The organism is Staphylococcus caseorum (assembly GCF_049943195.1).
Lineage (GTDB): Bacteria > Bacillota > Bacilli > Staphylococcales > Staphylococcaceae > Staphylococcus > Staphylococcus equorum_A.
In genome coordinates, this window is the sequence record NZ_JBNFUA010000001.1 from 2,447,725 (window position 1) to 2,460,771 (window position 13,047).

Here is a 13,047-nt window from a genome sequence, read left to right on the forward strand (position 1 = left end):
GCCTGGTTTATGGTAGTGGAAAATAAAAGTGAGGGTTAAGTCGCATTTACAATGGTGAGTACGTATTAAAAAAGAAAAACTACAATTCACGACTAGGGTGGATGTTGAGGGAAAGAAGGAGTAATAAATTAGTAACTAAAATAAATAGCCATCTTTATAAGATGACTATTTTAAATTATTTTATTCTTCTATGATATATCTGTAAAGTTCATCTTTTACGGGTGTTTCTAGTGATAAATTCATTGTTACAATATTAACTTGTTTTTCATTAGGCATCGTCGTTTGTTCTGCTGTACCTTCAATGTAATGTGCTTTTCCTAAGTAATAATATTCTTTTCCATCTGAAGCATCTTCTTTTTTTACAAAAATATACATATCAATTCCATCTTTTTGATGACTTAAGATCCGGTTAACTTCTTTTGACTCTAATGTTCTATTAGATCTTGAGAACCATTTAAGTTTATCAGGACTTAGAAATTCATCTTCATATTTTGTATTGTCACTTATATCCTCTTGTTTATGATAAGTAATAAAAATAGGTAGTGTCCCAAAACCAAATTTGTAACCATTTACAACAGAAGATACATCGCTATCCCAATTTAATAGTTTTACAAAATCTTTTCGTGAATATTTATTATATAAAATAAGCGAGTTTTTACCATCATAATGTTTTTCATTATTATATTCAGCCAATTTGAAAATATCTTCTACATAGCACTTAAACAAATCTTTGGATAAAGATTCGGTAAAGGTTTCTGTTAAATAAACATTATTATTATCTACCTTGATAATGGGCTGACCATAAGATACATTTATATTTTCACTGAAGAAACTAAAATCTAAAACTTTCAAACTTGTATAAATATCGTCAATAGAAACAGAGTGATCCACTTTTTTAGCTATAGTAAGTAGTTCTTCTACCGTTTGTGTTTGATTCATAACAGCTCTCAAAATAACATGGTCAGCGTTTTTTAAACCTTGTGAAAGTTCTCTAGATAAAAAAGTTAGGTTCTTTTTCTCATTCTCATTTAATTCATCTTCTACTTTTTTCATTGAAAGTAGAAGCTCATGATAATTATTATAGTTACTTTTAGTAGAAAATATAGTGCTTGGATCGATAGAATTCTGTTCAATAAAATCCATTAACATAGGTGTTCTACCAATTCTACTTTCAACTGTTGTATAAGCTTCTTTAATTAATTTGGCTGAGTTTAATTTAACTGCTTTCAATGAGTCATAGATTTTCTTCTTAGCTATTTCTTCAAAATTGATTGTCGATACGCCATTAAGTGCTGAATTATTTGTTAAAAACTTTCTGTAGTTATCCTTATTTTGCGACTGATCTCCAGATAAGGCTATTGGAATTAGATAGTTTTTATTATAGTTACCAATAAAATCTATGATTGTTACATATTCTTTATTACTACTTTTTCTTAACCCTCTACCTAACTGTTGGATGAAAATAATACTAGATTCTGTTTCCCTCAACATTACAATTTGATTGACAGAAGGTATATCAATACCTTCATTAAATAAATTAACAGTTATTATATAATTAATTTCACCTGATTTAAGCTGTTGAATAACTTCTTCTCTTTTTTGAGGATTATCTTCTCCAGTTAGTGCGATAGAAGGAACACCACGTAATGACAAGTTTTTTGCTAAATCATAAGCTTCTTCTTTTCTACTTACAAAAATCAAACCTTTTAATTCATCACCTGAGTAGCCATAATAGCTAGTTTTTTCTAAGACATGCTCAACTCTTTCATTAGAAGTTAAATCCGACAAATTACTTACTTCATCAATTTTTTCTCCATTATGGATATAATCAGTTACTCCAAAGTAATGGAAAGGGCATAGCACTTCGCTTTCAAGTGCTTTTTGTAATCTAATTTCGTAAGCAATATTATAATCAAACATTTCAAATATATTTAGACTGTCTGTCCTCTCAGGCGTAGCTGTTATACCTAGCAAAAAATTAGGTTTGAAATAATTAAATACTTTTTGATAAGTAGCCGCTGCAGACCTATGAGCCTCATCAAAAACGATATAATCAAAATGATCTTTTTTAAATTGATTGTATATATTTTCGTTAGAAAGGGTTTGAATAGTAGCAAATAAATATTTAGCATTAATATCTTTATTTTTACCAGTTAATAATCCGAAATCTGCGTTATTTGATTGAGATAATACTTTTTTGAATTCATCTATTGCTCTGTTTAAGATCCCCTCGTTATGTACTACAAACAAGAATTTTTTTGGATCATAGTTTCTAACATCTAAAGCACTTAAAATAGTTTTCCCTGTACCAGTTGCCGAAATGATAAGTGCTTTATCTTTTGCATTTTTTCTCAGTGACGTTAATGATTTTAAGGCTTCTCTTTGGATTAAATTCGGCTCAATTATATTTAAATCTTTCGTTTGTGTTCCAATTAGTGATTGCGTTTCTGCAACTCTAACTGTATTTTTAAATGTTTGATATTCAAATATATTTTCATACGCTTCTATCCATTCATGTGTAAGAGGTAAACTTGTTGCCCATAATTCATCAAATTGTGATTTTATGTTATATATAAGGTCACCACTTTGCTGTGTTGAAAAAAGGATATTATGTTCATAGTTTATTTTTAATGCATTAGAGGTTAGATTAGAGCTTCCAATAATTATTGATGAATAATCATTATGATCAAACATATAACCTTTTGCGTGAAAACCATTCACATCCGTTAATCTAACTTCTACGTTTTTAAGTTTTAATAACTCTTTATACATATTGGGTGTGTTGAAACCTAAATAGTTTGAAGTAATAATCTTGCCTTTAATTCCTTTTTCATTTAAGTCATAAAGATAGGATTTCAAACTCGCCAAGCCACTTTCAGTTATAAAAGCTACTGAAATCGTAAATGACTTACACTTATGAAGTTCGTCTATAATTGTAGACAAAACATACTCTTCTTTATTGTTTACCAGTAATTTCGGCATAAAGTTTCCTTTATGAGCAATAGTACGGTCAATAAATCCTTTATGTAATGATTGATTAAAGTCTTCTAACAAATTAGTCATAATTATTCCTCATTTACAATGATTTCAACTGCTGGAATGTCTGCTGGCGCCCATTCTAATTTTTCTAATTCTTGGATTGCTACCCATTTGATTTCTTTATGTTCTGTTAAAGTTGGTAATTTTTCATTTAATGTACATTTATAAGTGCTTAGTTTTACGATACCAAAATCATATTCATATTCGGTAGTGGTGATTTTGTCACCAACTTCAATATCACATAGCATTTCTTCTCGTATTTCTCTTTTTAAAGCATTAATTTCTGATTCATCTTTTTCTATTTTTCCGCCCGGGAATTCCCATAATAGAGGTAAACTCATATTTTCATTTCTTTGTGCACATAGCACCTTATTTTCAGAAAAAATGACAGCACCCACAACTTCAATTTTTTTCTTCAAAATACTTCCTCCTAAATTTTACGTTTGATTTAATTCTAACAAAATATGAAGATTAGCGTAATTATTTAAAAACTGTTATAAATTAGTCCTTTAAATAGACTTTTTATAATATATCTAAATAAAATTAAATAGTAATTTGAAATTTACAAAATCCATATAGCATTAACTTTAAATTAATACTACATTGCTAAAATAGTGAATGAAACATTAAAAATTCCTATTGGGGGGTACGTGTGATGGCAAATAAGTATCGTTCTATTGCTGTAAGTACTGTAATGAGTCTAGCTATAGTATTTACTACAGTTTCAGCACCAACAGCTGATGCAAGTGGTTCAGGTAGTGCAACAGAAGGCGAAAAAAAGGGTGATATTGAATTACTGGATAAAAAACCTAAAGTAGCTGAGGTTCCAGAGAACAATAATCCTAACCGTGTAATTACAAATTTTAAAGGTGACACTAAATCAGAAATGGGTTTTAGTTGGTATACCACTGACAAGTTCAAAGACACTAAAGTATGGGTTTCAGAATCTAAAGATTTTTCAAACGCAAAATCATTTGATGCTAAACCTAAAAAAGTAGACTCAAAGTATCTTGAAAGAGATAAAGAGGGAAATATCATCTATAAAGATGTAGCTAAAGATGATGAAGGCGAACCTATTGAAAAAAATGGCAAACCTAAAGTAAATGGTTATTATACCGATGAAAATGCAGGTGGCCCTGAATGGACGAGCGGCGACAAGCATGGTAAAACAGATTTAATCAAAGAAAAAGAATATACATACAAAGCACAAGCTAAAGATTTAAAACCGAATACACAATATTACTACAAAGTGGGTAGTGAAAGTGGGAAGAAAAGTGAAATAGGTAAGTTCAAGACTTCCGGTGATAAAGGCGATCCATTTAGCTTTGTACAATACACAGATACGCAAAATGCTTTTTGGAATGAGAATGTAAGAAATGAAGCAGCATTTGGTGCTGATACATTGAAAAATGCAATTCAAACAGCAGGCGATCCTAACTTCGCACTACATACAGGGGACTTTGTAGAAACTGCTGAAGTTGAAGATGAATGGAAAGATTTATATAAACAATCTAGACCATCATTTATGTCTTTACCAGTTGCCTCAGCACCAGGTAACCATGATGAGTATGCATTAAACGAAGAAGATGAAAAATTATTGAATAAATTCAATGAGCACATGAACGTACCAAAAGAAAATGACGCTGTTAATGGCGGTTCGTACTATTCATTTGATTATAATGGGGCACACATGGTAGTAGCGAATACAAACGACAATAAGAAATCAAAAGACAATCCAGATGAAAAAGCCATCGGTGATGAACAGATGGAGTGGATTAAGAAAGATATTAAACAGGCGCGAGACAATGGGGCAAAATGGGTTGTTTTAAACTTACACAAACCAATGTATTCTAAATCATATCATGCACTTTCAGATGAAGATGTGAAGAAAGTAAGAGATGAATTAACAAAAGAAATTGATAATCTTGACGTTGACTTAGTATTACAAGGTCACGACCACGTGTTATCACGTACACATCCATTAGAACACACATCAACGAAAAATAGTTTTGTGAATGCGAAGAAAGAAGATACGGAACAATTCGTTGGCGAAGATGGCGTGAAATATTATGATGATCCAGAAGGTTCAGTCTATGTATTACCTAACACTGGTGGTACGAAAGAATATGACAGTATTTATGACCGTTCATTAGAACACATTAAAAAGGTTAGACCAGAATTAAGCTGGTTAACTCAGAAAGATTTAGATCATTACAATAGTTTATTCAAACTAGGTGAGCAGCCACAAGAAACAGACGCATTTAAAGATAAACACGAAAATAACAGAGATTCATCAGCTCAAAACTTCTCAGTATATGAAGTAGAAGGCGATCAATTAAAAGTTAAAATTTATCAACTACGTGGTGATATCAGTAAAGGTGAACAACGTAGCGTAGAATTAGTAGATGAATTTGGTATTCAAAAAGATTAAATATAATTAAAACTGATACCTAAGCTGTAATTTATTTTATAGCTTAGGTATATCGGTTTTCCTTTGAAAAAGGAGACTTTGTTTTATGAAACAATATATTAAAGTATTATCAATAGTATCTATTTGTACAGCGTTACTTATGGGTTGTAGTAATGAAGAAACTGAGACAAATAATCATTCTGGAAAAGAAGCAGTAGCGCAAGAGTCCAGTAAAAAAGAAACATCAAATAAAACTCAAATTTCTGATGACGAGCAGAAGAAAATAAAAGAAAAAATGATAGATTGGTTAGCTGAAAATAAAAAAGAAGACGGTAAGGCAGTCTCCAATCGTTATTTTAGTACAAGTAGTATTTCTGATGGTGATTGGTATGCAGGTACGGAAAAGGGAGAAATTCAAATCAATAATACAGGCAAACCTGGGCCTGAAGCATTCGATTTGCATGCTGTTACTGGTGCTTTTACATACACACCTAAAGATGGCGAGTCAGGCTTTGATAAAGAAGCGGAAGATCTTTCTAATGTAGAGGGCTACAAAGAAGTCGCAGACTTAAGTAAGCCAGTGACAAAATACATTTTCACAGAAGAGGGTAAGGTCTACGAATACCAATTTGAAGATAAGGAAGATGTGACTTTAGCATCAGGCTTCGCACCAAAAGATCATACTGGTAAAGATCCCAACTTACGCCCAGACCAACAATTTAAAGAAACCGAAAACAAAGCGTTGAGTAAGTTTTATAAAGAATTGGTTGAAGAATATAAATAAGAGAATTTTTAAAGTAAAAGTGGAAAAGAAATATATTTGAGATTAAGCAACGATAAGTTGTTTGATCTCTTTTTTGTTTTGACGATAAATTATAATAATTGTACGTGTAAGATTAATAAAAGAATATTAACGTGTTATCAATTGAATGCTATATTTAGATTAATCAGAGAATCGGTGTTGGTGAATTTACCGCCTTACCAAATCAATAGCAAAGAGGTTAAGTTAATTAATGAATTTAGACATTATTATTAGTTTACTTTGTTTTATAACGTCGTTGCTCACATCTTTTTATATTATAAAAACGAAAAACATTAAAATCATAGCATCAATAGAACCTCACAAAGTTCCTAAAAGTAAAATTAATAACATAGTGTATTTATTTGTGGTGTGTTTGATGCTAGCCACAACGTTCATTGTCTTAGCGATATTAACAATCGATTATAATGAATGGGTGGCATATGGATTATGTGGCATGTGTTTTATAGTTCTTAGTGTATTTTATGTTTACTATATGAAAATCACAAAATAAATATGTTGCTATAATTGTCGTTTAGTAACATTCGAATCAACTCATGCTTTATTTATTATATAAGGCCGCTCATCATATATGACAAGGGGGCCTCATAGATATCGATATAGTTAACAATCTGTTTTTTGAGTGATTGAACATGTAAATCCCTTCACATCAGTAAGGTCAGTCATCGGGTTGTCTAGCCGAACAATAACGGACGTCTCAAAAACAACAATAAAGCACATACTTCTTAGCTAAAAGGAGTGCGTGCTTTTCATATCTTATAAGGTAACTATTAGTCTAGATATTTCCGCATTTTATATACTTTAATATCGCCTTCGCCTGTTTCACCTACATAATCGTAACCTTGTTTCTGGTACAAGCGTTGGGCAGAAGCGTTACTGATTTCTACTGTCAGTGAAATAGTATTATAGCCTTTATGTAAGGCAAGTTGTTCAGCATAAGTAAGTAGTTTTTTAGCTATACCCATACCTCTAAATTGAGAAAGTGTGGCAAGCATGCTTACATGATATTCTCCAGAACTACCTTCATCTAAATTAATCAAAGCGACTATAGCTTTAAAGTTATTGATAAACTGAGGCACAATTTGGAGTTTCTGTATTTTTACTATCTGTTCGACAGTGGCTAGCGTCTGACTTTCAAGCGTATCATAAGGGAGACAAGAGATAGCACCAGCGGGTTGACCATCTACAAAAGCAATCATCGTGTTGTTATAGCTAAAGCGATTGCCATTTTGACGCCATAAACTTTGCATGCCTTGTTCAAGTTTAGATTCATCCTCTGTATTGAAAAAGACTTTGGCCATATCATCAATTGCTAATAGGTTAAAATACCCACCTTCTTGTAATTCGGGGTAGGCAGGTTTAATTGTTATATGTGACAAAAGTATCCTCCTTTTCTGATTCACGAATATTTTATATTAATATTTACCCTTAAAATGGCATAAATAAATTGAATATCAAATTATTTAATTTTACAATGGCTAAATATATAAAGTGTCCAATTATTTTGTTATAACAAAAAATGACTCAATAATAAACAATAACTTATATAATTAAACGCTTGCAACATAAGTGTATTGTGCTAAACTTAAAATCAAGGCATTCGAACGTGAAGGGATACCTAAGTTTATGTTAAGGGGTAAATTAATAATGAAAGAAAAACTGATTTTATCAACGATACTTGCAGGGACGCTTGTATTAACGGGGTGTGCGAATGAATCATCACAAAAGGGTTCCGAAGAAGATAAGCATAAAAATCATGCAAGTGAATCAAAAGATAAAGAAAATGGTAAACCTTATAGTGACGTTGCGTATCCTAAAGATGGCGTAAAAGGTATTTATGTTAGTGCAAATTCAACAAATGGAGAAAAATTTAAAGAATTAACGAAATTTATTGATGAGACTGACTTAAATGCGATGGTCATTGATGTTAAAGATGACACTGGTAATGTGACAATCAATTTCAATACTGGTAATAAGCAGATTGATGATAATACGATAGACATCGTGGATGCAAAGCCATTACTTAAGCAGATGGAATCAAAGAATATTTATCCAATTGCGAGAATAGTTACCTTTAAAGATTCGAAACTAGCTGAAGATCACCCAGAATGGTCATTTAGAGAAGAAGACGGCTCAGTTTGGGAAAATGATGGTGACGATAAGTTTATTAACCCATTTAATAAAAATGTATGGGATTATAATATCGATATTTCTAAAGAGGCGGCTAAGGCTGGATTTAAAGATATTCAATACGATTATGTGCGTTTCCCTGAAGGTTTTGAAAATGTGGAAAGTAGTTTGCAATACAACAAAGGTTCATATAAAAATAGTAAGTTAAGTGATGTAGATCAACGCGTAGATACAATAACTCAATTTTTAGGTACAGCTAGAAAAGAATTGAAAGATTATGATGTGAAAGTCTCAGCAGATGTATTTGGCTATGCAGCGATGGTCGAAGAAGCACCTGGCATAGGTCAAAGCTTCCCTAAAATTGCTAAAAATACAGACGCGATTTCATCTATGATTTATCCTTCTCATTGGAGTCCAGGAGATTTCGGTCTTGATGCACCAGATAAAGAACCATATAAAGCAATAGATCAGTATTTAGATAAAGAAACGTCAGTGTTAAATGCATTAGGCAAAGATAAACCAAAATCACGTCCATGGTTACAAGATTTTACTGCTCAATATTTGGGTGAAGGAAATTATAAAGCGTACGATAGTCAAGCTATTGAAGACCAAGTCCGAGCACTTAAAGATCATGGTGTAAATGAATTCTTATTATGGAATGCTGCGAATGATTATACAACAGGCGTAGACTATACACCTGAAGCAGATAAGGAAAAATTAAAAGAAAACAAACAAGAGTTAAAGAACGAATCAAAAGAAAACAAAGATAAAGAAAAGTAATATTTAACTAAATTAAATTGCCGACAAAGACTCAGACTTTGTCGGCAATTTTTTCGTGTGTTGTATTTGACTCAATATTAAAGCTTCAAATAATTTTAACAAACTTTAAATGTGAAGGCGTATCTGTATTAATAAAATAATGCTTAAATAGTATTATAGATATTTATAAAGTGGAGGATAAAATGAAAGACAATAGAGTAGTGATTGCATCTGTGACAAATGAAAAACAGTTAGAAACTGTTCTAAAATATAAAGATAATATAAAAGCAGTGTTTATTTTAACGGGCAACTTTATAAACATAAAAGAGTATGTGAAGCTGTATCAATCATATGCCATTGATGTTTATATTCATGTAGAGATGATTAAAGGATTAAAATTAGATGATTTTGGTTTTAAATACATAAAACAAATGATCCAACCCCAAGGTGTTCTAACCACAAAAACGAGCCATGTTAAATTAGCTAAGAAAAATGGCATCTTTGTGATTCAACGTTTCTTCTTAGCGGATCATGATATGAAAGAAAATATCATTAATACTGCTCGTGTAAGCCAACCTGATATGTTAGAAATAATGCCAACAATTACATCATTTTTAATCAACTCGATTCAGTCACAAGTGAAGATACCAATTATTATGGGGGGATTAGTAGATAAAGAAAGTTACTTAACTCAAGCACTTGAAGATGGTGCGTTAGGCGTATCGACAGCGAATGAAGAGATGTGGAGAAGAGAATTTACTAAATTTTTACATGAGCATTGATGAAACTCAATATTGATTTGTTACATTGAATATGACAAGTAAACGATAGGCAATTGGAGAGCCAAATAAGCGTGTATTTACACGTTTATTTGGCTATTTTTTTGGGAGGTTTTAAGGCAAATGAAAAAAATTGGTTTTCTATTGTGTATTGGATTGTTAATTTTAGCCGGTTGTAGCGCTGAAGGAAACAGCAATAAGACAAAGGATGGCAAGGTCAAAATAGAATATTGGCATGTCAATGCTGAGACGCAAGGTGGTAAAACAGTAAAAGAGCTTGTGAAAGATTTTAATGCGCAAAGTGATGATGTTTACGTGCAATCTAAATATAATCCGGACATGTATAAAGGATTAATACAGAATATGATGTCTGAAGCCGCGGGAGGAAGGACACCAGATGTTGTTCAAATTGGTTGGTCATTTAAAAACTATTACAAGGATAACTTTGAATATACATCACCTGAAGCAATCATCAACGAATCATTTCCAGAAGACAAGGAATTTATAGAGAAAAAATTCGACGATAAAATGTTGAGTATTGCACAGGATGAAAAAGGCGAACAATTAGGCTTGCCATATTCTGTCAGTAGCCCCGTAATGTTTATAAATAAAGATATTTTACGTAAGGCAAATTTAGATGAAAGTGGTCCGAAAACATGGGAAGAAGTTAAAACATACGCTGAAACGATTAGAAATAAATCAAATCAATATGGCGTGTTTATACAAGAACCGGCTGATAGCTGGGCACAACAAGCAATCGTTGATAGTAACGGTGGCAATATTGTTAAAGATGGAAAAGCATCATTTGCGAGTGAAGAGGGCGTAGAAGCGTATCAATTGATGCAAGATATGGTGAAAAATAAATCAGCATTACATACAAATGATGAACAAGGTCAACAAAGCTTTATTAACGGTGAAGTTGGTATGTTATTTACAACTAATGCGAAACAAACACATATTAAAGATAACGCCAAGTTTGATGTGGAAGCGATAGAAATGCCTGGATGGGAAGGAAAAGAGAAAAAAGTCCTAGCTGGTGGATCAATGCTAGGTATTACTTCAGATACAAAAGAAGAACAAGAAGCATCGTGGAAGTTTATGAAGTATCTATATAAAGTAGAGAACATGGCGAAATGGACAAAAGGTACAGGCTATGTGCCGCCAAGTAACGATGTTGTAGATAATCCGAAAGGCTTGAAATCATATGTTGCAGAAAATGAAATGATGCAACCCGCAATTAAACAGATGAGCAATGTTGTACCATGGGCTGCTTTCCCTGGTAATAGTGGTTTAGAAGCCGAGCAACAGCTCATTGATATGCGAGATAAGATACTCGGTGAAGATGCAGATGTAAACCAAACAATGAAAGAAACACAAAATAGAATTAATCAGGAATTAGATTAACGAGTTGAGGAGGACACGTAATGAATAAAAAATGGTTACCTTACGCACTGTTATTACCATCTGTAATCATCATTTTAATATTTAACATTATTCCTTTAATTTATACCGTATATTTAAGCTTTTTTGATTGGAATATGGTTAAAACACATAAAGAATTTGTGGGATTGAATAATTATATTGATCTTTTTACAGATCCTAAATTTTATATGATTATCGTTCAGACATTTGCTTATATTGCACTACTTATCGTATTTAATACAGTGATGACTTATATTTTTGCATTTATTGTAGATTACTTTGTAGGCAAAGGTAAACGGATTTATCAAACGGTATTATTTATACCTTCCGTAATTTCTTTAGTGGTAGGAGCGATGGTGTTCCTTTGGATACTGAATCCTGTATCAGGACCTGTAGCGCAAATACTTGGTGTGTTTGGCTTATCGATACCGAACTGGACTACAACAAATGGCTGGGTCATATTTGTGATTAGTTTAATCGTTGCTTGGAAAGTATTTGGTTATAACTTCCTAGTACTATATTCAAGTATTATCGGTATTCCAAGAGAGATGATTGAAGCGGCAAAAATAGATAATGTAAAACCATCGCGTATTTTTATTGATATTATTTTACCAATGAGTTCGGCGACAGGGTTTTATATTTTAATAATGACGATTGTTCAAGGGTTACAGTATGTCTTTACGCCCATTAGTGTCATTACTAAAGGCGGCCCAAATTATCAGAGTAGTAACTTAATCTATCACGCTTACCACGAAGGCTTTACCTTATATAAGACAGGAATGTCTGCTGCAGTATCAACAATTACGCTAGTTATTTTCTTTTTACTATTACTGGTTCAGTTTTTAGTGGTTGAGAGGAGGGTTAAGTATGAAAACTAAATCTTATATTGCGCATATTGTATTAATTACGTGTATATTATTGGCAATTTATCCGATTATTTTTGCGGTAAGTAATTCATTCAAAAAGTTAAGTTATGCGTATGACTCCATGCTTAATTTAATTCCGATACCATTTACGATGGAAAAATTCGATAAGTTAGTTAACGATATTCCGTTACTACAAATTACAACGAATACATTTGTAATTGCAAGTGTGATTACGATTGTTAAAGTGGCAATCTCATTTTTAGCAGCGTTTGCCATTGTCTTTTACCAATTTAAATTTAAAAAAGTGACATATATGGTACTTGTAGCAACGATTTTCGTGCCATTTACAGTAACAATGGTTCCGAACTACATTATTATGGCACGTTTAGGATTTGTGGATTCAGTTTGGGGCGTCATTTTACCGCAGCTTGCAGACGCAATTGGCATATTCATGTTAACGCAGTCTATGCGTAATATTCCGAGAGCTTTATTAGACTCGCTTCAAGTAGATAATATTTCAGTGTGGCACACGATGAAAGATGTGATTGTGCCGATTACTAAGCCTGCACTAACATCTACAAGTATTTGGTTTTTCATATTGTCATGGAATGAGTATATCTGGCCGAATTTAATGTTGAAAAATGAAGAAAATTATACGTTACCTTTAGCATTACAACTGTTCGTAAGTTCAGAGGGTGGGACGAACTTTACCGTGGCGATGGCATTAAGTGTGTTAACGATGGCGATTCCACTCATTATATATTTAGTGTTCCAACGTTTTATTATCGATACCTTTACTACTAGTGGAATTAAATAGGAGGA

The 13,047-nt window shown here is 32.3% G+C and carries 10 protein-coding genes; 7 read left to right on the forward strand and 3 right to left on the reverse strand.

Features of this window, described 5'->3' with window-relative positions:
• Positions 1 to 180 precede the first annotated feature (180 nt).
• Both ACP3TL_RS12330 and ACP3TL_RS12335 read right to left on the reverse strand, forming a co-directional pair.
• Positions 181 to 3,063: a DEAD/DEAH box helicase gene (locus ACP3TL_RS12330; protein WP_285325920.1), complete on the reverse strand. Its 2,883-nt coding sequence runs from the start codon at positions 3,061 to 3,063 to the stop codon at positions 181 to 183.
• A gap of 2 nt (positions 3,064 to 3,065) precedes the next feature.
• Complete coding sequence (locus ACP3TL_RS12335; RefSeq protein WP_002511701.1) at positions 3,066 to 3,458, reverse strand: (deoxy)nucleoside triphosphate pyrophosphohydrolase; 393 nt, start codon at positions 3,456 to 3,458, stop codon at positions 3,066 to 3,068.
• Positions 3,459 to 3,694: 236 nt separating this feature from the next.
• On the opposite strand from ACP3TL_RS12335, the gene ACP3TL_RS12340 reads away from it, so the two are divergent.
• A complete protein-coding gene (locus tag ACP3TL_RS12340; RefSeq protein ID WP_141714428.1) occupies positions 3,695 to 5,470 on the forward strand; it encodes a purple acid phosphatase family protein in 1,776 nt (591 codons plus the stop codon).
• Positions 5,471 to 5,555: 85 nt separating this feature from the next.
• Complete coding sequence (locus tag ACP3TL_RS12345; RefSeq protein WP_285325917.1) at positions 5,556 to 6,233, forward strand: hypothetical protein; 678 nt, start codon at positions 5,556 to 5,558, stop codon at positions 6,231 to 6,233.
• Positions 6,234 to 7,039: 806 nt separating this feature from the next.
• Here ACP3TL_RS12345 and ACP3TL_RS12350 read toward each other — a convergent pair.
• Positions 7,040 to 7,648: a GNAT family N-acetyltransferase gene (locus ACP3TL_RS12350; RefSeq protein WP_069832530.1), complete on the reverse strand. Its 609-nt coding sequence runs from the start codon at positions 7,646 to 7,648 to the stop codon at positions 7,040 to 7,042.
• 268 nt (positions 7,649 to 7,916) lie between these two features.
• On the opposite strand from ACP3TL_RS12350, the gene ACP3TL_RS12355 reads away from it, so the two are divergent.
• The 5 genes from ACP3TL_RS12355 (at position 7,917) to ACP3TL_RS12375 (ending at position 13,042) form a co-directional block, all read left to right on the forward strand.
• Positions 7,917 to 9,179 (forward strand): putative glycoside hydrolase, encoded by a 1,263-nt coding sequence (locus ACP3TL_RS12355; RefSeq protein ID WP_285325914.1) that lies wholly within the window; start codon positions 7,917 to 7,919, stop codon positions 9,177 to 9,179.
• Positions 9,180 to 9,361: 182 nt separating this feature from the next.
• Positions 9,362 to 9,940, forward strand: coding sequence for a glycerol-3-phosphate responsive antiterminator (locus ACP3TL_RS12360; RefSeq protein ID WP_069832532.1), 579 nt, complete (start codon positions 9,362 to 9,364; stop codon positions 9,938 to 9,940).
• 120 nt (positions 9,941 to 10,060) lie between these two features.
• Complete coding sequence (locus ACP3TL_RS12365; protein ID WP_285325912.1) at positions 10,061 to 11,341, forward strand: ABC transporter substrate-binding protein; 1,281 nt, start codon at positions 10,061 to 10,063, stop codon at positions 11,339 to 11,341.
• Between the two features lie 20 nt (positions 11,342 to 11,361).
• Positions 11,362 to 12,237, forward strand: a complete 876-nt coding sequence (locus ACP3TL_RS12370) for a carbohydrate ABC transporter permease (RefSeq protein ID WP_069832534.1) — start codon at positions 11,362 to 11,364, stop codon at positions 12,235 to 12,237.
• On the forward strand, positions 12,227 to 13,042 hold the full coding sequence (locus tag ACP3TL_RS12375; RefSeq protein ID WP_285336808.1) for a carbohydrate ABC transporter permease: 816 nt from the start codon (positions 12,227 to 12,229) through the stop codon (positions 13,040 to 13,042). The genes ACP3TL_RS12370 and ACP3TL_RS12375 overlap by 11 nt, the downstream gene beginning before the upstream one ends.
• Positions 13,043 to 13,047 lie beyond the last annotated feature (5 nt).